This is a genomic window from Roseomonas sp. OT10 (assembly GCF_020991085.1).
Lineage (GTDB): Bacteria > Pseudomonadota > Alphaproteobacteria > Acetobacterales > Acetobacteraceae > Roseomonas > Roseomonas cutis.
The window spans coordinates 3,799,740-3,820,071 of record NZ_CP087719.1; the positions used below are offsets into that span (position 1 = coordinate 3,799,740).

The following is a 20,332-nucleotide window of genomic DNA, read 5'->3' on the forward strand; positions in this document are numbered from 1 at the left end:
TCGGGCCCGCCCTCATGGCGCCAGCACCGGGCAGCGGAACTGCGCCAGCTCCGGCAGGGCGAAGGGGTTCTGGCTGCTCCCCGCCCGCAGCTCGAACACGGCCGAGCGGTCGCCCTGCGTCACCGTCACGCGGTAGCGGTCGCGCACGTTGCGCCCCGCTGGCTGCATCGACGCCTGCGGCCCCATGACGAGGCGCAGCGAGGACCAGCCGCCGTCGAAGGCCACCGCCCCGGTCGCGGCGGGCGGCTCGAAGGTCAGCGTCGCATTCCCGCGCGAGGGCCAGCCGAGCAGGATCGGGCGGGAGGAGCCGCCGGCGGGGATGTCGGTCTTCACCCCCTCCGCCTCCAGCGCGGCGGCGGTCGAGGCGGCGTCGAGCCCCTGCGGCACCAGCTCGAAGCGCAGGCCGGAGCCGGCGACGCCGGGGAAGAAGGCGTCGCGGATCGCCTGCGCCCGCTGGAACTGCGCCACGTCGGCGGCGGTGACCGGCGGCGCCAGCCCGTCCGTCGCCATCGGGCGCCAGGGGTTCTGCGTGGTGTCCACATAGGGCCGGATGTTCTGGGCGAAGAACTGGTCCATCACGCCGCCCGGGGCGAAGAGCCGGGTGAAGTCGTCCACCGGGATGTCCGCGCCGGTGCGGCGGAAGGGGAAGCGCGCCTCGATGCCCCGGCACAGCGGCGCGATCTGCTGCCCGCCCGCCGCGGCGATCGCCGCCTTGGCCCCGCCCGCCCGCGCCTGCTGCACGGAGCCGGCGAGCGCGCGCAGCCACTTGGCCAGCGGCTCCGGCTGCCGCGCCGCCTCGGCGAGCAGGCGCTGGCCGGGGTCCAGCCCACCCGCGGGCGGCGGCGGCAGCGCCGTGCCGGGGGGCGCGGAGGCGAGGCGCGCGACCTGCACGTAGAGCTCGCTCACCGTGCGCAGGATGTCGTCCAGCGGCTGGCCCGCTGCCTCGCGCAGGGCGCGGAAGCGCGCCTCCACCACCTGCGCCACCGGCTCGGCCGGGTTGGCCTCGGCGGCCCCCTGGGCGGCGGCGGCGCGCCCCGGCTGGGCGGCCGGCGCGGCCCCCTCCGGGGGCGTGCCGGGGGAGAGCTGGCGGGCGATGCCACGCAGCAGGTCGCGCAGCGGCGAGTTCGGCGCGCCGAGCAGGTTCAGCCCCTCGGCGGCCGGCTGCAGTCCGGCGAAGGGCGGCAGGACGAGGTCGTCCAGCAGCGCCTGCCAGGCATCGCCGTACTCCTTGGCGTAGAGGGCCAGCACCCCCGCCTCCAGCCGCAGCGGGTCCTCCGCCCCCGCCTGCGCCGCCTCGGGGCCCAGGACCCAGCCCTCGCTCGCCGCCTCGCGCACGGCGCCGGGCAGGGCGGGCAGCAGCGCCTTGTACAGCCCCTCCACCGTGTAGATGCCGGGCACGCCCTCGGTCAGCGGCTTGCCGGAGGCGCGCACGAAGAACCGCTGCCCGGCGGCGCCCAGCGCGTCGGCCGGGCGCCAGGGGGGCAGCCCCTGCCCCACCGGGCGCAGGCGGGAATAGACGCGCTCGGACATCGGCAGGCGGGAGAAGACGCGGCGCGCCGTGTCCACCAGCGCCCCGTCCAGCGGATAGGTGGCGAAGTCGCCGGCCAGCAGCGCGTCGAGATGGCCCAGCAGCGCCTCCCGCTGCGGCTGGTTCACCGCGCCGGGATAGGCGCGCGACCAGTCGGCGCCCATCCACTCGCGCACCAGCGCCGCATCCATCGGGCCCTGGCGGCCGAGCATCAGGTAGACGCGCACTGCCTCGTAGAGGAACTCGGCGCGTTGCAGGTTGGCGCGGATCTGCTGCTCCAGTCGGGCCAGCAGGCGCGGCAGGAAGGTGCGGTCGAGCGCATGGCGATAGGCCAGCGCGCCGCCGGTGCCCAGCTTCTCCGACTGGTCGAAGCCCAGGCTGCCGGGGCCCTCCGCCCGGGCCGCGGCGGGCAGGGCGCGGGCGGCATCGAGGTAGGGCAGCACCCGCAGCAGCTCGCCATCGGTGACGGGGTCGAAGGGGATGCCCTGCGCCGCCTGCTCCGCCTTGGACAGCGCCTCGGCCAGGATCGCGGCGCGCTTCTGCTCGCGCGACTGCGCCGTCCAGGCCCAGGCGGCACCGCCCAGGACGACCAGCGCCGCCAGGCTCCAGGCGCCGATGGAGACCAGCTTCCGCCGCCGCTCGGCGCCGCGGTCGCGGGCGGCCAGCCGGGCCTCGTTGAACACCACGTCCTTCAGCAGCCGGCCGAGGAAGTAGGAGCGCCCCTGCTGGCCGGCGGCCTGCGCCGCGCGCGCGGGGTTGAGCCCGAAGGCGCGCGACATCGCCCCCGTCAGCCGGTCGATCGGCGAGCCCTCCTGGGTGCCGGAGGCGAGGTAGACGCCGCGCAGGAAGGGCGCCGGGTCCATGCGCGAGCCGCCGAAGGCCGCCTGGACGAAGCCGGCGAGCGGCGGCTCCAGCGAGGCGAGCTGCGCCGGGAAGCCGGCGATGGCGGCGCGCTGGGCGGGGCCGCGCTCCGTCTGCAAACGTTCCAGCAGCCGGTCGTTGAGGCGCTTGAGCAGCAGGGAGAATTCCGGGGCGAAGCGGGCGGCGGCCCCCTCCGGGCCTTCCTCCACCGGGAAGGTGAAGCCCCAGACCTGGTTGCGCGTCTCGCGGTCCAGGTCGTCGAACATCTCGACGAAGCCGGGCAGCAGGTCCGCCTTGGTGACGATCAGGTAGACCGGCAGGCGCTGTGCCAGTCCCGTCTCCAGCTCCTTGATCCGGCGCCGCACCGCGCGCGCATGCGCCTCGCGCTGCGCGGGGTCCAGCTTCGCGATCATGTCCACGCCGAAGGCGACGATCACGCCGTTCAGCGGCTGCCGCGGCCGCGTCCGGCGCAGCATGCCCAGGAAGTTCTCCCAGCCCGCCTTGTCCGCCTGGGCATCGGAATCCTGGGTGGTGTAGCGGCCGGCGGTGTCGAGCATCACCGCCCGCTCGCTCAGCCACCAGTCGCAGTTGCGCGTGCCGCCGACGCCCGCGACCTTGCCCTCCGCCAGCGGGAACTCCAGGCCGGAGCGGGCGATGGCCGTGGTCTTGCCGGAGCCCGGCGGGCCGATCAGCACGTACCAGGGCAGCTCGTACAGGTAGCTGCCCTTGCCGGCGGAGGTGCGGCGCAGCGCGCCCAGCGCTTCGGCCAGCTTGCCACGCAGCGCCGCCTCCTCCTCGGCCACCGCGCCGGCGGTGGGGTCGGGGGCGGAGGCCGTCTCGACGATGGCCTGGTCGCGCTTCTGCCGGCGCTTCCCCTGCCACCAGAGGAAGCCGAGGTAGAGCAGCACGACCAGCAGGCACAGCGCCGCACGGGCCCAGGCCGGCTCGAAGGGGCGGAACTCCCCCGTGCCGAGCAGGGGTGCGAAGAGCCAGATCACCGGCAGCAGCACCAGAACGGCCAGCAGCCCGGTGAAGCCCGGCACGCTGCGCAGGGCCAGCATCAGGGGGCGCATCAGTTCGTCCCCCCGTTCTGCACCACGATCTCGATGCGCCGGTTCTCCTCACGCCCTTCGGGCGTCCGGTTGTCGGCGATCGGCTCGGCCTCGCCGCGCCCCTCGGCGCGGAACCGGGCGGGGTCGCCGCCCGTGGCGCGCTGGACCACCGCCATCGCCGATTCCGCGCGGGCCTGGGAGAGGTGGAAGTTGGACGGGAAGCGCACGGAGCGGATGGGCTGGTTGTCGGAATGGCCCAGCACCACGACGCGCCCCGGCTCCTCGCGCAGCGCCTCGCCGATGCGGGCCAGCAGGGGGGCGAAGCGCTGGTCCAGCGTGGCGGAGGCGGAGGCGAACATGCCGCTGCCCCGGATGCGGACGAGGGTGCTCTGCGCGTCGCCCGAGACGGTGACGAGGCCCTGGCGGATCTCCGGCTCCAGGAAGACGCGCGCCTTGTCGGCCAGCGTCGGGCGCGGCGGGGCGGGCGGCGGCGCGGGCGGCACCGGCGGCGCGGTGCGGGCGATGGCGGGCTGCTTGCCGGGCGGCAGGCCGATCAGCCGCTCGAACAGCCCGTCGGTGGAATCGTTCAGCGAGCTGGACAGGCCGAACCAGCCGAAGCCCAGCACGGCCAGCACCACCGGGATCGCGGTCCAGGCGGGGATGCCGCGGCGCCCGGGCCGGTGCGGCGCATCCACGCCGCGCCAGTGCGGCGAGACCTCGCGCTCCCAGGCGCCGCGCAGCTGCGTCAGCGTCTGGTACAGGCCCTCGCGCACGCGATCGAGCTCGGCCGCGCCGCCGCGCGCCAGGCGGTAGCGGCCCTGCATGCCGAGCGCGAGGCAGAGATAGGCGATCTCCAGCGCCTCGCGGTAGCGGCCCGGGTCCTTCTGCATGCCGGACAGCAGGTCGAAGAAGCGCTCGCCGCTGCGCACCTCCTGGTGGAAGGTGGAGACGAGGGAGCGCGTGCCCCAGCTGGACGCCGAGCCCCAGGGCGTGGCCAGCGCCACGTCGTCCAGCGCGGCGGCCAGGGCGTAGTGCGCGGCGCGGAGCTGGTCGGGCGAGACCTCCGCCGCGCGCGCATCCGCCTCGAACTGGCGCAGCGCCCGCACCGCGCGCTCGCGCAGGTCGTCGGGATTGGCGACCTGGGTGGGGCCGGACAGCCGCGCGAGCAGGTCGAGCAGCGGCGCCGCGGCGGCGGCGAGCGGCGAGAGCCCGACCTGCGGGATGGCCTCCGCCTCCCCCGCCATGCGCCCCTGCGGCGGGGGCGGCGGGGCGGCGGGGCGCGCCGCGGCGGAGGCGGGCGCCGGCCCCCCGGGGGCCTGGGCGGTGGCGCGCGGCTGCGGGCCGCGCACCACCGTGCGGTCGGAATCCTCGGGTTCGGAGAAGGGGTTGTCGCTCATCCGCGGATCGCCCAGAGCTCCATGCGCAGGTTCGGGAAGTCGCCGGAGACGTGGATGGCGAAGCCGCCCGCATTCTGCATGAACTGCCACTCGTCGCTGCCGCGATCGAGCTCGAAATAGGTGGCGCCGGCCGAGAAGGGGATCTGCCGCGGCGCGACCGGCAGCGGCCGGACATGGATGCCGGGCAGCGCCACCGTCACCAGCTCGCGGATCCGCTCGACCGCGCCGATCTTCACCTGGTGCGGGAAGACGCGGCGGATCTGCTCGGCCGGCACGTCCGCCTGGACGGTCAGCACGAACTGGCTGGTGCGCAGCAGGTTGCGGTCGGTGATGGCGCCGACGCGGACGTTGTTGCGCCGTTCCTGCAGCGGGATCGCCACCGCGTTGGTGTCGAGCTCGGAGGACAGGGAGCGGCGCAGGTCGGCGACGACGGGCGCGAAGGAGCGTTGCAGGTCGTCGTGGCGATAGGGCGGATAGGCCTGCGCCCGGCGGCCGGGATCGGTGAAGGTCGCCAGCTCCCCCGCGATCTGCGCCAGCGTCGCGAACAGCGCCTCCGGATGCACGTTGCCCGACGATGCCCAGTGCGCCAGCAGCGGCATCCAGCGGTTCAGCGATTGCAGCAGCAGGAAGTCGGCGACATCGGCCACCCCGCGCGCGCCGGGCTGCGACAGGCGCGCGGCCAGCGCCTCGGCCCGCTGGCCCAGCATGCCGACCAGCTCCGGCACCAGGTTGCCCAGCACGGGCGAGGCGGAGACGCGCAGGCAGGGCGGGATGAAGCGCTCGTCGATCAGCACGCGGCGGTCCGCCTGCACCTCCACGATCCGGGCGAGGCCCAGGCAGGTGAAGCCGGCGCGCTCCTCGCTCTCCAGCAGGTAGCGCAGGCGCAGCCGGCCGACCTGCAGCTCGGCCGGCAGGGTGCTGTCGGAATGGGTGTCGAAGGCCTCGAAGCCGCGCAGCCCGTAGCGCGCCCCGGACTGCTCCGGCGCGTCGGAGAAGGCGACCTCGGCGCTGCCGGCCTGCCGCACCGGGGCGGCGAGGTAGACGATCTGGTTGCGCGTGCCCTCCGGCAGGTCGAGCGGGACGGGCGGATCGGCGGTGGCGGGGATCGCGAAGGGCGTGCCGTCCTCCAGGATGCCGGCGGCGGTCACGGCGAACTTCCCCGCGGCCAGCAGGTCGCGGTCCAGCGACACCTCGGTGACGCCCCAGGGGTGCGGGCGCAGCGGCGCGGCGCGGGATTGCAGCAGGTGCTCGAAATGGCGGTCCTGCTGCTGGAAGTGCTGCGCGCGCAGGAACATGCCTTCCTGCCACACGACCTTGTCGGTCCAGACCATCCTGCTTCCTAGGCGCCGCGCATCGGCATGGGAGGTGAAGGCGGGTCGGCCGGCGGGACGGGGAAGGCCCCCCCCGCCCCGCCGGGGGCATCATACGGGCGGCGGGCCGGCCCCGCGCGCGAGCCGCCGGCCGCCGGAACGGATGCCGGGGCGCCTGGCCGGGACCCGCGGGCGGGCCTCATTCGCCCCGCTCCCCACGGGACGCCTTCTCGTAGGCGCGGGCGAAGGCCTTGCCGAAGGCGCTGTCGAAGTCATCCTCGAACTGCTCGACCACCTGCTGGTGCAGCTTGCGGTAGGCGTCCCACAGCCGCTTCTCCCTGGCGCCGGGCAGCAGCCCGCCGCCGGGGTCGGCGGCCTCGACCCCCGCGGGCGCCAGCCGCTCCAGCAGCGCCCGTGCCGCCGCCTGGGTGGCGGCGAGGGTGGCCACCTGATGCGCGGACAGGTCGGCGACCGTCTCCCGCAGCCCGGCCAGCCCATGCCCGCCGAGCAGCGCGGCCAGCGCGGCCTCGTCCGTGGCGGCGAACTTCACCGGGTTGTTGCCGGCGGCGCGCAGCATCGTCTGCTCGATGCGGAACTCCCGCTTCACGTCCGCCCGCGCGATCAGCAGCGCGCGCAGGCCGCCCACCGCCTCGCGCAGCACGGCCCCGGCGGCATGCAGCACGGCGTCGGGATCGGCGCCGGCCAGGGTGCCCGGCGCGATGCCGGCGCCCTGCAGCAGCGCGGCGAGGCCGCCGCCCGACACGCCGGGCGTGGCCACGGGGGGAACCGGGGCGGGGGCCGGCATAGGAGCGGGGGCCGGGACCGGAGCGGGGGTCGGCACCGGGGCGATATCGGCCAGGAAGGGATCGGGCGCCGCCACCGGCGGCGGGGCCGGCGGCAGCACCGGCGGCGCGGCCGGCACGGCGGCCGCGGGCAACGGCGCGAAGGGATCGCCCGCGGGCGCCGCCGGGGCGGCGGGCGGCGCAGCCACCGGAGGAGGCGCGGCCGCCGGCGGCAGCAGCGGGTCATCGTCCCAGGGCGAGGGCGCGCGCGCACCCGGCGGGGCAGCGGGCGGCGGCGGCACGGCGGGCGGGACCGGCGCGGCGAACGGGCTGGCGGCCGGGGCCACGGGCAGGTCCAGGTCCCAGTCGTCCACCGAGGGCGGCAGCGGCCGCGCCGCCGGCGGCACGAAGGCGTCGGCGGTCGAGGGCCGGTGGTCCGGCATCGGGGCCTCGTCCTCGCCGAAGGGGTCGAAATCCTTCGGCCCGGGCGCCCCGCCGCCGGTCGGCCCGGCCCCGAAGGGCGTGCGCGGCGGCGGCGGCGGCGCGAGCGGATCGTGCAGCGGGTCGAAGGCGTTGCCCGCGGCCGGCGCCGCGGCGAAGGGGTCCGGCGCCCCGGCCCAGCCGGAATCGCTCCAGCCGCCCGTCGCCGTGGGGATGGCCAGCTGCGCCTCGATCTCCCAGGAGCCCAGGCGCAGCCGGTCGCCCGAGGAGAGCGGGGCCACCTGGTCGCGCCCGACCGGCTCGGCCGCGTGGTTCAGGAAGGTGCCGTTGGTCGAGGTGTCGCGCACCTGCCAGCCGCCGGCCCGGTACTCCAGCACGCAGTGCCGCTTCGACAGCACGCGGTCGGGATCGGCCAGCACCCAGTCGCACTCGTTGCCGCGGCCGATCACCATCTCCCCGCCGGAGAGCCGGCGCGTCTCGGGCACGGCGTTGTCCGGGCAGCGCAACACGGACAGGGTCAGCTCCATCGCGCTAGCCCCCGATCAGCACGGTGGGCAGCCCGACGATGACCGTGCCGCCATGGGCGGTCATGTCGCCGATGCGGATCGCCATGAGGCTGTTCACCAGCACCGTCACGCTGCCCTTCACCAGCACATCGGGCGGGCCGACGCAGACGCACATGTCGGTGATGCGCGCCTGCGGCAGGCTGCCGGTCAGGACGTTGACCGAGCAGGGCGGCAGGATCGGCCCGCCGACATGCGGGATCGGCGGCAGGCCGGGCGTGACCATGGGGCAGACATGCATGTCGCCGATGCGGGAGGCGGGCATTCCCATGACGTCGGTTCTCCCTCGCGGCGCGGGTCAGGGGGCTTCGGGCGGCAGGCGGCCGGCGCCGCCGCCGGCGATGTCGCGGGCGGAGGTGAGGAAGCGCGCGAAGCGCTCCTGCACCCGCTGCGGCTTCGGCCCGCGCACGGCGGAGAGGGTGACGGACCCCGCCACCGCCACGCCGGTCAGGTGGTCGCCGGGCGGGACCGCCGGTGCCTCCGGGGGCGCCATGGAGCCGCCGGACCAGAAGGCGCCGACGGCGGCCCAGGCCTCGGCGCTGCGGAAGCCGGACTTCTCGGCCGCCGCCATGGCGGCGCGGCGCTGCGCCTCCTCCGGGCGGCGCACCCAGGCCTCGGCCGCCTCCAGGGCGGCGAGGTCGTCGGGCGTCGCCTCGGCGAAAGGGACAGAGCGGGCGCACATGCAGGCCCACCAGACGCATTCGCGCTTGGGCAGGGCGTGGGCGGCCAGGCGCGAGGCCTCCTGCAGCAGGCCGGCTGCCTCCAGCCGCGCGACTGCCTCGGCCGCGTCCGGCGCGCCATCGAGCAGGGCCGCCGCCTGGCCCTGCAACTCCAGGCGCGGCAGCAGCGGCGCCAGCGGGACGGCGAGCTTGAGGGGGGCGGGGGGACTCATCGCGGCGCCATCAGTTGATCATCACGAGGCCGCCCTTGATGACCATCAAGGCGTCGGCGGACTGCTGCACCATGACCCCCTTCACCTCGACCTTGACCGTCCCCTTGATGGTGACGCCGATCTGGTCGATCACGATGGAGGAGCCGCCCACCTTCAGGGTGATCGACTGCATCGCCTCGATGTCGATCTTGCCCAGGGCAGCCTTGATGTCGATGTTGCCGAGCTTGACCTCGAGCTTCTCGTTGCCCATCGAGATCTCGGTCTCGCGATTGCCCATCTTCACCACGAGCTTCTCGTTGCCCATGGAGATCTCCGTCTCGCGGTTGCCCTGCTGGACGGTATGGGTCTCGTTGCCCTGCTCGATGGTGACGGCGCGGTCGGCCTTGACCGTGTGCGTCTCCTTGCCCGTCGTGACCTTGGTCGTCAGGTCGCCCTTCTCCACCGTGACGGTGCGGTTGCCGCTCTGGACGGTGGTGGTGTCGTTGCCCTTCTGGATCTTGGCGTCGCGGTTGTCCTCGACGACCGTGTTCATGTCCTTCTCGGCGTGGAGATAGACCTCCTCGCTGCCCTTCTTGTCCTCGAAGCGCAGGATGTTGGCGTTCTCCGCGCTGCCCTGCTTGGAGGAGCGGGTGACGACCCAGCTCCGCGTCATGTTGTCGGGCAGCGCGTAGGTCTGCTTCGCGTCGTTGTTGTAGAGGCTGCCGAGCACCACGGGCCGGTCCGGGTCCCCGTCCATGAAGCCGACCAGCACCTCGTCGCCGATGCGCGGCAGGAACCAGGTGCCGCCCCAGGCGCCGGCCGCGCCCTGCGCGACGCGGGCCCAGCAGGAGGAGGTCTCGCGCCGGCTGCCCTTGCGGTCCCACAGGAAATGGATCTTCACCCGGCCGTATTCGTCGCAGTAGATCTCCTCGCCCTCCGGCCCGGTGACGATGGCCGATTGCAGCCCCGGCATGACGGGGCGCGGGCGCGGGTTCGGGTTGCGCCAGGGACGGTCGGCGGGGATCAGGGTGAGCGCGTTGCGGTAGACCGCGTCGCCGCCGCCCGCCATGTGCGTCTCGTCCACCGCGGAATGCCGCGCCTCGGTCACCAGCCAGGGCTTGGTCTCGCCCTCCAGCGCGGCCCGCACCAGCAGCCGGCCGCCCGCGAAGACCGCGGGGTTGCGGCCGTTGGCCTGCACCGCCTCGGCCAGCGCCTCCTCCGTCTCGATCTCCAGCTTCGCCGGATCGGCATCGGGCCGCACCGCCTGGCCGCCGGGCCAGTGATAGACCTCCCAGTCGCCGGAGGAGGTGTCCATCACCGTGCTGGCGGTCTTGTTCAGCAGCGCCGCCGGGCGCAGCCCGTCATAGTCGCGCGCCACCGTCTTCGCCGGGCGCTGCCGCGTGGAGGGATGCCATTCCCAGAGCGAGTCCGGCCCCGCCGCCTCCGCCCGCACCGTGACCGGGTCGCCGGGGATGGCGGGGAAGTCGGCATTGGCCCCGGTGACGTAGAGGGTGTGGTCGCCCTCGTCATGGCGGAAGAAGTAGCCGCCGCCCACCTCGTCCAGCAGGCGCTGGATGAAGTCGAGGTCCGTCTCGTTCCACTGCACCACGTAGTTGCGCGCGCCCGAGGGCAGCGTGCCGAAGCGCACCGGCGCGACGTTGCCCTCCTGCAGGATGGCCTGCGCGATCGCCTGCACGCTCTTGCCCTGGAAGATGCGGCAGTCCGTCGTGCGGGTCAGCTGCCAGAGCCGCGGCGTCGCGTCGAGCCGGTAGCGGGTCAGCCCCCGCCCGTAGTCGCCGGCACGGGCGAAGCGGCTGACGATGCCGTGGAAGTAGCGCTCCGGCTGGTTCGGGACGGCGAGGATGCAGGTGACCGGCTTGCCGATCAGGTCGGCGGGCCGGAGGTCGTCGCGCGACGAGAAGACCTCCGCCTCGATGGCGAAGGGCCGGCCGATCGCCTCCACCACCTCGAGGCGGCGCAGGATGAGCACGTCGGCGCCCAGCGGGGTGGTGATCCGCAGCAGCCGGTCCGACTGGGCATACCCGCCTGACATGGCCCGAGACTTCGCCCCCGTTCAGCCCGGCGGGCCGGCCTTGCCGGGGCGGCGGAAGGGAAGCGGCCGGGGCATCCGCCGCGGCAGGCTCCGCGCCGTCGCCTGCCGGGTCGCCCTCGGGGCTGCCTGCGGGACCGACGGAACCCGTGCCGGGAGGCCTGCATCACGATGCACCATCTGCGCGCCCTTCCCTGCCCGCCAGCCCCTGCCGGCAACCGATTCTCTCACGGGACGACACCCTGCGGTAGAGCGGCGCGGCCGGAAAGGGCACATCGCCGGCCCGCAAGCCGACCCGGGCGAACCCTAGGCGCCGCCGCGGCGCGCCTCTCCATCCGTTCGGGTGATTCCCGACGCGCAACTTCTGCTCTACCGTCTCACGTCGAGAGAGGAGTCCGCCATGTCGCTTTCGGTGAAGCCGGCCGCTGTCCGGTCCACTGCCTGGAATCCGGGCGGCCGGCATGCGGAGGCGCCGGCCACGGCGCGCCGGAGCGGGCGCGGCGCGGCGCATCGCGGCATCGCGGCCTTCACCGCCCTGTCCCTCCTCGCCGGCTGCGGCGGCGTCTCGACACGGGAGGGGCGCATCGGCGCCGATGACGGCGACGTCTGCCGCCCGCAGGTCGTGGCACTGGACAGCACGGGCAACTTCTTCGCCGAGGACATCCTCAAGGGGGCGGCCGTCGGCGCGCTGGGCGGGGCGGCGCTGGGCGGGCTGATCGGCGGCAACTGGCGGGGTGCCGCGATCGGCGCGGCGGCGGGCGCGGCCGCGGGGGCGGCGGGCGGCTACCTCTACGCGCTGCAGCAGCGCAACTCCGACCAGGCGGCGCTGAACGCCTCCCTCGCCGGCGACCTGGAGCGCGAGAACGCGGAGCTCGACCGCACGCAGCTCGCCTTCAACCAGCTCATGGACTGCCGCTTCAACCGCGCCCAGCAGATCCGCACGGCGGTGGCCAGCGGCCAGATGGACCGCGCCACCGGCCAGGCGCAGATGGCCGACCTGCGCCAGCGCACCCAGCGCGACATCGCCCTGGCGCAGCAGATCAACCAGCAGATCGGCACGCGCGGCGCGGAGTTCGACACGGCGATCGACACCGTCTCGCCCGGCGCGCGCAGCGAGGTGGTCGCGGCGCGCAGCGCGCCCGCCCGCCCGGCCCAGGTCAGCCGCGCCACGCCGCTGCGGCTGCGCCCCGACTCCTCGGCGCCGCAGGTCGGGACGGTGACGGCCCGCGAAGCGGTGCAGGTGAAGCCGGCCGCCGGCGGCTACGCGCTGGTCGAGACGGCGAGCGGCGCGAGGGGCTACGTCCCGGACGACGCGGTGGGCGGTGCCACGGCGTCGCGCGGCCGCCGCTCGGCCGCCACCCCGGCCGGCACGGCCGCGGCCGGCAGCGTGCCGCCCGCCGCCTCCGGGGACGTCCGCTCCCTGGCGGCCAGCAACGTGGCCCGGCGCGACAACTTCAACGACAGCGTGGCCCAGGCACAGACCGCCGCCGCCCAGGGCGGCTTCGAGCTGGCCGGCTGACCGGCGGGCCGATGCGCCGCGGCAGGATCCTGGCCGGGGGACTCCGCACGCCCCGGCCGCTGGCCATGCTGTCGCTGATCATGCTGTCGCCGGCCACGCTGCTGGCAGCCGCGCTGCTGGCGGGCGTGGGCGGCCCGCCGGCGCTGGCGCAGACCAAGGCGCCCGCCGCCCAGGCCTCCCCCCAGACCCCCCCGCAGGCCACGCCGGCGGAGCCGCCGCGCGAGCCGATTCTGCGCATCGAGACGGGGGCCCACACCGCCCCCGTGGCGCGGCTGGCCGTGGATGCCTCCGGCCGGCTGCTGGCCAGCGTCAGCGACGACAAGACGCTGCGCCTCTGGTCCCTGCCCGATAGCGGGGCGCGTGGGGTGCTGCGCCCCCCGATCGGGCCGAACGAGGAGGGCGAGCTCTACGCCGTGGCGCTCAGCGCCGACGGCAGCCGCGCCTTCGCCGCCGGCAGCACCGGGCGGAGCTGGGACGGCGCCTTCTCCATCTACGTCTTCGACACCGCCACCGGCCGGCTCGTGGCGCGCCTGCCGGGGCTGCCGGCCCCGGTGCAGCACCTGGCGCTGTCGCCCGACGGCTCGCGGCTGGCGGCGGCGCTGGGCGGCCGGGCAGGGATCCGCGTCTGGGACGCGCGCAGCGGGCGCCCGGTCTTCGAGGATGCGGGCTATGGCGGCCCGGCCCGCATGGTGGCCTTCGACGCCGCCGGCCGGCTGGCCAGCACCGCCGCCGACGGCAAGGTGCGGCTCTACGACCCGCAGGGCCGGCGCCTGGCCGAGCGCGTGCCCGTGCAGGGCGCCCGGCCCTTCGGCCTCGCGCTGTCGCCGGACGGCACGCTGCTGGCCATCGGCTACGAGGACCGGCTGCGGGTCGAGGTACTGGCCCTGCCCGACCTGCGGAGCGTGCTGGTGCCCGACGTCGCCGGGCTGGAGGGCGAGGGCCTGCCGGCGGTCGCCTGGGCCTGGGACGGCCGGGGCGGCGTGCAGCTGCACGCGGCGGGCTATGCGCGCGGCGCCACGGCGGCGCCCCCGGCCCAGGGGGCGTCAGCCCAGGGGTCGCCGTCCCAGGGGGCGCCGTCCCAGGGCGGGCGCGGCGTCCGCCTGCCCCCGGCCCCCGCCGCGGCACCGGCGGCGCCCCGCCCCGCCCCGCCCCCGGCACCCTGGCGCGGCATCGCGGCCGCCCAGCAACGGGACTTCGTGATCCGGCGCTGGGCGGATTTCGGCCTCGGCCCGGCACTCGACGTGCCGGCGGCGCGCGATTCCATCGCCCAGCTCCTGCCGCTGCCGCAAGGCGGCTTGGCCTTCGCCGCCGCCGATCCCGGCTGGGGGCGGCTGGCCCCGGACGGCGCCCTGGCCCTGGCGCCGAGGCCCGGCACGGGCGATTTCCGCGCCACGGGCGAGGGGCTGATGCTCAGCCCCGACGGGGCGCAGGTGGTCTTCGCCCTGCGCGCCGACCAGCCGGCGCTGCGCTTCGATGCCCGCACCGACCGGCTGGAGCCGGCGGGCCCCGAGGTGAAGGCGGAAGGCTTCGCGGCCGGCCAGACCGCCAGCGCCCGGCTGAGCGTCACCGACTGGCGCAACGGCAACCGGCCGCGGCTGAACGGCCAGCCGCTGCGCCTGGGCGAGGGCGAGTTCGCCCGCGCGCTGGCCATCCTGCCCGACGAGTCCGGCTTCCTGCTCGGCACGGACACGCATCTGCGGCTGTTCGACCCGCGCGGCGCGCTGCTGGATGCGGTGCCGGGCCCGGGCGCGACCTGGGGCCTGGCCGTCTCGGCCGATGGCGGCGTCGCGGTGGCGGCGCATGCCGACGGCACGCTGCGCTGGTACGGGGTGGGCGGCGGGCGGATCACCCGGCGCGGATCGCTCTTCGTGCATGCCGATGGCCGGCGCTGGGTGCTGTGGACGCCCGAGGGGCTGTTCGACCATGCCCCCTCCGGCGGGCAGGAGCTGGTCGGCGTCCACCTGAACGAGGGCCGCACCGCCACGCCGGAATGGGCCACCTTCCAGCAGGCCTACCGCGCCCTCTACGCGCCCGACGAGGTGCGGGCACGGGTCGCGGGCCAGGCGCCGCGGCAGGACCGGCTGGGCGACCTGCGCGCCCGGATCGGGCGCACCCCGGTGGCCAGGGCCGATTCCCTCTGCGCCGTGCTGGAGGATGGCAGTTGCACGCCCATCCCCTGGTCCTCCGCCACCGTCCCGCCGGGCACCGGCGCGCTGCGCCTGACCGTGGCGGCGCAGGATCGTGGGCTGGGGCTGGGACCGATGGACGTGCTGGTGAACGGCCGCATCGCCGCGCGGGCGGAACCCCAGGGCGCCGCCGCCTCGGTGGAGGTGCCGCTGGACCCCGGGCCGAACCGGATCGCCACCCGACTCTACGCGGAGGACCGGACCCTGTTCGGCGAGGGACCCTCGCTCGACCTGCGGCGCGAGGGCGAGGCGGGGCCGCCGCCCGGCGCCGGGCGGCTGGTGGTCCTGGCGGTCGGCGTGGACCGCTATGCCGAGGCGTCGATGAACCTGCGCTTCGCGGTGGCCGATGCGCGGACCGTGGTGGACACGCTGCGCGTCGGCGGCGCCGGTCTGTTCGACGGCGTCGAGACCACGCTGCTCACCGATGCCGAGGCCAGCCGCGAGAACATCCTGCGCGCGCTGCAGGAGGCGGCGACGCGGGTGCGGCCGGAGGACACCTTCGTGCTCTACCTCGCCGGGCATGGGGTGAAGTCGGAATCGGACGGGCGTTTCCTGTTCCTGCCGGCCGACCTGCGCGACATCTCCTCCTGGGGCGCGATCCGTTCGGGCGCGCTGGACGACGACGCGCTGATCGGCGCGCTGGCGCGCATCCGGGCGCGGGACGGCTTCCTGCTGATCGACACCTGCTATGCCGGGCAGGTGGCGCTGGACAGCCTCTCCGCCATGGGGAACGAGACGGGGCGCTACCTGCTGGCCGCCTCCTCCTCGGTGCAGGAGGCGCTGGATTCCTACGACGACCGCAACGGCGTCTTCGCCTTCGCCCTGCGCGAGGGGCTGCGCGGCCGGGCGGCGACCGATCCGGAGGGGCGGGTCAGCGCGCTGGCGCTGGGCGAGTTCGTTGCCCGCCGGGTGCCGCAACTGGCGCGGGAGAAGCAGCATGACCAGAACGCCGTGTTCCGCACGGCGTCGCGGGACCTGCACGGGTTCCCGCTGAGCCAGGTGGCGCGCTGAGCGGCTCCGGGGCGACGCCGCCGCGGCGTGCCATCAGCGAGGGTCGCAGGCCTCCCGCGTGCCGGGCCGGGGAGGTTCGCGCGGATCGCGGCTGATCGGCATCGCCTGGTCCCAGGGGCCGAAGGAACGGCAGGCCTCCTTCTCCACCCAGTGGCCGGGCTGGGCGGTGGGATCGCTCCGGTCGCTCACCAGCATGGCCAGGGCCAGACCGGACCCGACCAACAGCAGCAGCAGCAGCCAGAGGTACCGGGGGCCTGTGGCTTCCGTCCCGGCGACTCCATGGCCGGTGGGCAGCCAGCGACGTTGCCTGCCCATCCGGGACACCGGAAGGGCGAACGCCTCATCGATCGATCCCGAGGACGTTTTTTGCGACTGCGCGTGATGGACAGGCCCGTTGGACGGGGGATGCTGCATCAGGAAGGCTCCGGGCGAGCCAATTTCATGGCACAGAACAGTAAAAAAGATACACAAATCTGCGGAACGTTCTGTACCTCGGAAGGACGCGCCGTCGACCCGGCGAAGCCGGGCTGGGGAAAGGGCACGGGACGCCCGTTGCGCGAAGGGCCCCTCACGGACCAGCCAACATGTCCATGCGGCGCCTCATCCCGACGGCGGGATGACCTGACCTGTCGTGCTGTGGTGTTCCGGCGTCGGACCAGGAGGGGCTACCATCAGCCTGCGGGCTGCACCCTGACGGAGCATGGACAGGCGGGACTCTGGAAAAGCGTCAAAGGCGTCAGCGAGTAAGGAGACTGTACCCGCCGAGGGGCCATGCTCCTCGGCGCCTCGACCCCGTCACCACCATCGCGCGGCAGCGCTGATCGGGTCCAGGGCCCGCAGGGTCCTGGCGGAGTGGGGGTACGGGGGCGAGGCAGCGCCTTGCCCCCGGGCCACGGGCGCAACCCTGCGCCGGCACGGACCAGGGCATATGACAGCACGGATCGGCTCGGGCCGGGCAGCACCGCCGCCTCAGGGCTGGGACGACCGCCAATGACGGTTGCAGCCATGGTGCTGCCGCAGGGATTTGAACCCTGGACCTCTCCCTTACCAAGGGAGTGCTCTACCCCTGAGCTACGGCAGCGCTCGGGTGGGCGCTCTCTAATGCCCGGGCCGTCCGGGCGCAACCCTCACCAGGCCAGGAGCTTCCCGCGTCATGAGCAAGGCTGAGTCGCCCTCCCCCGCGGACAGCACCCGCCCGGTGGCCGCGGATTCCCGCACGGAGCGCGAGGCCCGGCTGGCGAAGGCGCTGCGGGACAACCTGCGCCGCCGCAAGGCCCAGGCGCGCGCCCGGGCGGACGCCCCTGCCCCCGTCCCGGCCGAGGGTCCGGACAAGCCCTGACCTGCCGGCGCCCAGCCGGCGGCCCCCGGCGCGATGCGATTCGGCCCGGGCGCCCACGTGGTTGCCCCCCGTGCCCCGGGGGGCTAATCCCCCGCACTTCCCTGGCCGCCCCGGACCCGCCCGCCCCATGCCCATCCTGCCCGACACCTGGATCCGCCGCATGGCGGCCGAGCAGGGCATGATCGAGCCCTTCGTGGAGGCGCAGCGGCGGGAGGGGGTGATCTCGTTCGGCCTCTCCTCCTACGGCTACGACGCGCGGGTGGCGGACGAGTTCAAGGTCTTCACCAACGTGGACAACGCGCTGGTGGACCCGAAGCACTTCGCCGAGGACAGCTTCGTCACCCGCAAGGGGCCGACCTGCATCATCCCGCCGAACTCCTTCGCCCTGGCCCACACCATCGAGTACTTCCGCATCCCGCGCGACGTGCTGGTGATCTGCCTGGGCAAGAGCACCTATGCCCGCTGCGGCCTGATCGTGAACGTCACGCCGCTGGAGCCCGAATGGGAGGGGCAGGTGACGATCGAGATCAGCAACACCACCCCCCTGCCCGCCCGCATCTACGCCAACGAGGGCATCTGCCAGTTCCTCTTCCTCCAGGGCGAGGGCGCGCCGGAGGTCAGCTATGCCGACCGGGCGGGCAAGTACATGCGCCAGCGCGGCGTGGCGCTGCCCCGGCTGTAAGGATCACGACGATGGACCGCATCCGCATCCGTGGCGGCAAGACCCTGCGCGGCCGCATCCCCGTCAGCGGGGCCAAGAACGCCTCCCTGCCGCTGATGGCGGCCGCCCTGCTGACCGAGCAGCCGCTGACCCTGACGAACATCCCCGCGCTGGAGGATGTGCGGACCATGGGCAAGCTGCTCGCCCAGCACGGGCTGCGGGTGGAGCACGACGCGGCCGGGCGCAGCTTCCGGATGGACGGCGCGGCGACCAGCCTGGAGGCGCCCTATGACCTGGTGCGCAAGATGCGCGCCTCGGTGCTGGTGCTCGGCCCGCTGCTGGCACGCTACGGCGAGGCGAAGGTGTCCCTGCCGGGCGGCTGCGCCATCGGCACCAGGCCCGTCGATCTGCACCTCAAGGGGCTGGAGGCGATGGGCGCGCGCATCGACCTCGACGGCGGCTACATCGCCGCGCGCGTCGAGGGCCGGCTGAAGGGCGCGCGCATCCACTTCCCCCAGGTCTCGGTCGGCGCCACCGAGAACCTGCTGATGGCGGCGAGCCTCGCCGAGGGCACGACGGAGCTGCTGAACGCGGCGCGTGAGCCGGAGATCGGCGACCTCGCCGCCTGCCTCTCCGCCATGGGCGCGGGGATCGAGGGCGTGGGCACGGACCGGCTGGTGATCCAGGGGGTGGATTCCCTGCACGGCGCCACCCATTCCGTCATCCCCGACCGGATCGAGGCGGGCACCTATGCCTGCGCCGCCGCCATCACCGGCGGCGAGGTGCTGCTGGAGGGCGCGAAGCTGCACCACCTGGGCGCCTGCGGCCGGGTGCTGATGGAAGCAGGCGTCGAGCTGGACGAGGTGCCGGAGGGGCTGCGCGTGCGCCGGGTGGACGGGCTGCGCGGCGTGGACATCATGACCGAGCCCTTCCCGGGCTTCGCGACGGACATGCAGGCCCAGACCATGACGCTGATGTGCGTGGCCGAGGGCGCCTCGATGGTGACGGAGACCATCTTCGAGAACCGCTTCATGCACGTGCCCGAGCTGACCCGCATGGGTGCGCGCATCACCGTCCACGGGGCGTCCGCCATCGTGCGCGGGGTGGCGAAGCTCTCCGGCGCGCCGGTGATGGCGACCGATCTGCGCGCCTCCTTCTCCCTGGTGCTGGCCGGGCTGGCGGCGGCGGGGGACACGGTGGTGAACCGCGTCTACCACCTCGACCGCGGCTACGAGGCGGTGGAAGCCAAGCTGGCCGCGGTGGGCGCCGAGATCGAACGCCTGCGCGACTGATGCCGGCGGGCCTGCGGCCGGCACTCGCCGGCGCCCCCGATGCCCATCCGGGGGGCCGCCCTCTCCGCCGGCCCGGCCCGCAAGCCGACCGCGGCCGCGAGGGTCAGAGCCAGGTCGCGAACATTCCGGCCACCGCCAGCCCCATCGCGCCCGTCGCCAGCCAGCCCAGCCGGCGCAGCCAGCCGCGGATGGCGAAGTCGCCCATGATGTCCCGGCGGGCGGCCGCCAGCATGATCACCACCATCACCGGCACCGCCGCCACGCCGTTCAGCACCGCGCTCCAGTACAGCGCCGCGATCGGGTTCACGCCGGAGAAGTTCAGCGCCATGCCCACCAGCGTGGCCAGGGCGACGGTGGCGTAGAAGGCCTTGGCCTCCCGCCAGCGGCGGGAGAAGCCGGTCGGCCAGTGCAGCGCCTCGCCCAGCGCATAGGCGCCCGAGCCCGCCAGCACCGGCACCGCCAGCAGCCCGGTGCCGAGGATACCCACGGCGAAGACGGCGAAGGCGAAATCCCCCGCGATGGGGCGCAGCGCCTCGGCCGCCTGGGCGGAGGTGTCGATCTGCGTGACACCGGCGGGATGCAGCGTGGCGGCCGTCGTCGCCAGGATCGCCAGCGCCACCAGGTTGGAGAGCGCCATGCCCACCAGCGTGTCCAGCCGGATCCGGTGCAAGGCGCCCTTCCCCTGGCGCGGCGCGTCCAGCAGGTCCTGGCGGCGCGGATGGGTGTGCAGATCCTCCACCTCCTCCGCCGCCTGCCAGAAGAAGAGGTAGGGGCTGATGGTGGTGCCGAGGATCGCGACGATGCCCGTGAGGTAGTCCGCGCCGCCCTGGGGCCGGAGCAGCAGCAGGCCCTCGGCCAGCGCGACCCAGTCCACGTGCACCGTCGCCAGCGCGACGAAATAGGCCAGCAGCGCCAGCGTCAGCCATTTCAGCACGGCGACGTAGCGCGCGTACTGCAGGAAGACCTGCAGCCCGATGCAGAGCAGGGTGAAGCCCAGGATGTAGGGCCAGCGCGGCCCGGGCAGCAGCAGGGTGACGGCATCCGCCATGGCGCCGAGATCGGCGCCGAGGTTGATCACGTTCGCCACCAGCAGCACGGCCACGGTCGCCAGCATCAGCCAGCGCGGGTAGTGCCGGCGCAGCACGCCGGCGATGCCATGGCCCGTGGTGCGGCCGATCCGGGCGCTGATCATCTGGATCGCCGTCATCAGCGGGTAGCTGAACAGCAGTGTCCAGGCCAGGCCGTAGCCGAACTGCGCGCCGGCCTGGCTGTAGGTGGCGATGCCGCTGGGATCGTCGTCGGACGCGCCGGTGATCAGCCCCGGCCCCAGCAGCTTCAGCAGGCGGGGCTTGGACGGGCCGATGACGGGGTCGGGGGCTTCGGGATCGTCGTCGGGCTCCCGCCTGGGCGGCGGTTCCGGTCGGGCATGCATGGGCTGGCGGCCCCTCCTGCGTCATCGCCGCGACGGC

The 20,332-nt window shown here is 74.9% G+C and carries 14 protein-coding genes and 1 tRNA gene; 5 read left to right on the forward strand and 10 right to left on the reverse strand.

The window, feature by feature from the left end:
* Positions 1-12 precede the first annotated feature (12 nt).
* From tssM to LPC08_RS17395, 7 genes are all read right to left on the reverse strand, one after another.
* On the reverse strand, positions 13-3,462 hold the full coding sequence (gene tssM, locus LPC08_RS17365; RefSeq protein ID WP_230449489.1) for a type VI secretion system membrane subunit TssM: 3,450 nt from the start codon (positions 3,460-3,462) through the stop codon (positions 13-15).
* Positions 3,462-4,838: a type VI secretion system protein TssL, long form gene (gene tssL / locus LPC08_RS17370; protein ID WP_230449490.1), complete on the reverse strand. Its 1,377-nt coding sequence runs from the start codon at positions 4,836-4,838 to the stop codon at positions 3,462-3,464. Before tssL ends, tssM begins: the two co-directional genes overlap by 1 nt.
* A complete protein-coding gene (gene tssK / locus LPC08_RS17375) occupies positions 4,835-6,169 on the reverse strand; it encodes a type VI secretion system baseplate subunit TssK (protein WP_230449491.1) in 1,335 nt (444 codons plus the stop codon). The genes tssL and tssK overlap by 4 nt, the downstream gene beginning before the upstream one ends.
* A gap of 178 nt (positions 6,170-6,347) precedes the next feature.
* Positions 6,348-7,898: a type VI secretion system-associated FHA domain protein TagH gene (gene tagH, locus LPC08_RS17380; RefSeq protein WP_230449492.1), complete on the reverse strand. Its 1,551-nt coding sequence runs from the start codon at positions 7,896-7,898 to the stop codon at positions 6,348-6,350.
* A 4-nt stretch (positions 7,899-7,902) separates the two neighbouring features.
* The gene (locus LPC08_RS17385; RefSeq protein WP_230449493.1) at positions 7,903-8,205 is read right to left on the reverse strand and encodes a PAAR domain-containing protein; all 303 of its coding nucleotides are present in this window, start codon (positions 8,203-8,205) and stop codon (positions 7,903-7,905) included.
* A gap of 27 nt (positions 8,206-8,232) precedes the next feature.
* A complete protein-coding gene (locus tag LPC08_RS17390; protein ID WP_230449494.1) occupies positions 8,233-8,826 on the reverse strand; it encodes a DUF6931 family protein in 594 nt (197 codons plus the stop codon).
* Positions 8,827-8,836: 10 nt separating this feature from the next.
* Entirely contained in the window at positions 8,837-10,858 is a 2,022-nt protein-coding gene (locus LPC08_RS17395; RefSeq protein ID WP_230449495.1) for a type VI secretion system Vgr family protein, read from the reverse strand.
* A gap of 397 nt (positions 10,859-11,255) precedes the next feature.
* Between LPC08_RS17395 and LPC08_RS17400 the strand changes: the two genes are divergently transcribed.
* Both LPC08_RS17400 and LPC08_RS17405 read left to right on the forward strand, forming a co-directional pair.
* Positions 11,256-12,374, forward strand: a complete 1,119-nt coding sequence (locus tag LPC08_RS17400) for a YMGG-like glycine zipper-containing protein (RefSeq protein ID WP_230449496.1) — start codon at positions 11,256-11,258, stop codon at positions 12,372-12,374.
* Positions 12,375-12,385: 11 nt separating this feature from the next.
* A complete protein-coding gene (locus LPC08_RS17405) occupies positions 12,386-15,571 on the forward strand; it encodes a caspase family protein (protein ID WP_230449497.1) in 3,186 nt (1,061 codons plus the stop codon).
* A 33-nt stretch (positions 15,572-15,604) separates the two neighbouring features.
* Here the strand turns inward: LPC08_RS17405 and LPC08_RS17410 are convergent, their stop codons facing one another.
* Both LPC08_RS17410 and LPC08_RS17415 read right to left on the reverse strand, forming a co-directional pair.
* Entirely contained in the window at positions 15,605-15,985 is a 381-nt protein-coding gene (locus LPC08_RS17410) for a hypothetical protein (RefSeq protein WP_230449498.1), read from the reverse strand.
* Between the two features lie 592 nt (positions 15,986-16,577).
* Positions 16,578-16,652, reverse strand: a tRNA-Thr gene (locus LPC08_RS17415).
* Positions 16,653-16,724: 72 nt separating this feature from the next.
* On the opposite strand from LPC08_RS17415, the gene LPC08_RS17420 reads away from it, so the two are divergent.
* From LPC08_RS17420 to murA, 3 genes are all read left to right on the forward strand, one after another.
* Positions 16,725-16,910: a hypothetical protein gene (locus tag LPC08_RS17420; RefSeq protein ID WP_230449499.1), complete on the forward strand. Its 186-nt coding sequence runs from the start codon at positions 16,725-16,727 to the stop codon at positions 16,908-16,910.
* A 127-nt stretch (positions 16,911-17,037) separates the two neighbouring features.
* Positions 17,038-17,592 (forward strand): dCTP deaminase, encoded by a 555-nt coding sequence (dcd, locus tag LPC08_RS17425; RefSeq protein WP_230449500.1) that lies wholly within the window; start codon positions 17,038-17,040, stop codon positions 17,590-17,592.
* A gap of 11 nt (positions 17,593-17,603) precedes the next feature.
* A complete protein-coding gene (gene murA, locus LPC08_RS17430; RefSeq protein ID WP_230449501.1) occupies positions 17,604-18,863 on the forward strand; it encodes a UDP-N-acetylglucosamine 1-carboxyvinyltransferase in 1,260 nt (419 codons plus the stop codon).
* 103 nt (positions 18,864-18,966) lie between these two features.
* Here murA and LPC08_RS17435 read toward each other — a convergent pair whose 3' ends face one another.
* Positions 18,967-20,295, reverse strand: a complete 1,329-nt coding sequence (locus tag LPC08_RS17435) for an NRAMP family divalent metal transporter (RefSeq protein ID WP_230449502.1) — start codon at positions 20,293-20,295, stop codon at positions 18,967-18,969.
* Between the last annotated feature and the right edge of the window lie 37 nt (positions 20,296-20,332).

What these genes read in the sequence shown, in the direction of transcription:
- tssM (WP_230449489.1), bottom strand. Translation starts at nt 3,462, where the DNA reads ATGCGCCCCCTGATGCTGGCCCTGCGCAGCGTGCCGGGCTTCACCGGG.
- tssL (WP_230449490.1), bottom strand. Translation starts at nt 4,838, where the DNA reads ATGAGCGACAACCCCTTCTCCGAACCCGAGGATTCCGACCGCACGGTG.
- tssK (WP_230449491.1), bottom strand. Translation starts at nt 6,169, where the DNA reads ATGGTCTGGACCGACAAGGTCGTGTGGCAGGAAGGCATGTTCCTGCGC.
- tagH (WP_230449492.1), bottom strand. Translation starts at nt 7,898, where the DNA reads ATGGAGCTGACCCTGTCCGTGTTGCGCTGCCCGGACAACGCCGTGCCC.
- LPC08_RS17385 (WP_230449493.1), bottom strand. Translation starts at nt 8,205, where the DNA reads ATGGGAATGCCCGCCTCCCGCATCGGCGACATGCATGTCTGCCCCATG.
- LPC08_RS17390 (WP_230449494.1), bottom strand. Translation starts at nt 8,826, where the DNA reads ATGAGTCCCCCCGCCCCCCTCAAGCTCGCCGTCCCGCTGGCGCCGCTG.
- LPC08_RS17395 (WP_230449495.1), bottom strand. Translation starts at nt 10,858, where the DNA reads ATGTCAGGCGGGTATGCCCAGTCGGACCGGCTGCTGCGGATCACCACC.
- LPC08_RS17400 (WP_230449496.1), top strand. Translation starts at nt 11,256, where the DNA reads ATGTCGCTTTCGGTGAAGCCGGCCGCTGTCCGGTCCACTGCCTGGAAT.
- LPC08_RS17405 (WP_230449497.1), top strand. Translation starts at nt 12,386, where the DNA reads ATGCGCCGCGGCAGGATCCTGGCCGGGGGACTCCGCACGCCCCGGCCG.
- LPC08_RS17410 (WP_230449498.1), bottom strand. Translation starts at nt 15,985, where the DNA reads ATGCAGCATCCCCCGTCCAACGGGCCTGTCCATCACGCGCAGTCGCAA.
- LPC08_RS17420 (WP_230449499.1), top strand. Translation starts at nt 16,725, where the DNA reads ATGAGCAAGGCTGAGTCGCCCTCCCCCGCGGACAGCACCCGCCCGGTG.
- dcd (WP_230449500.1), top strand. Translation starts at nt 17,038, where the DNA reads ATGCCCATCCTGCCCGACACCTGGATCCGCCGCATGGCGGCCGAGCAG.
- murA (WP_230449501.1), top strand. Translation starts at nt 17,604, where the DNA reads ATGGACCGCATCCGCATCCGTGGCGGCAAGACCCTGCGCGGCCGCATC.
- LPC08_RS17435 (WP_230449502.1), bottom strand. Translation starts at nt 20,295, where the DNA reads ATGCATGCCCGACCGGAACCGCCGCCCAGGCGGGAGCCCGACGACGAT.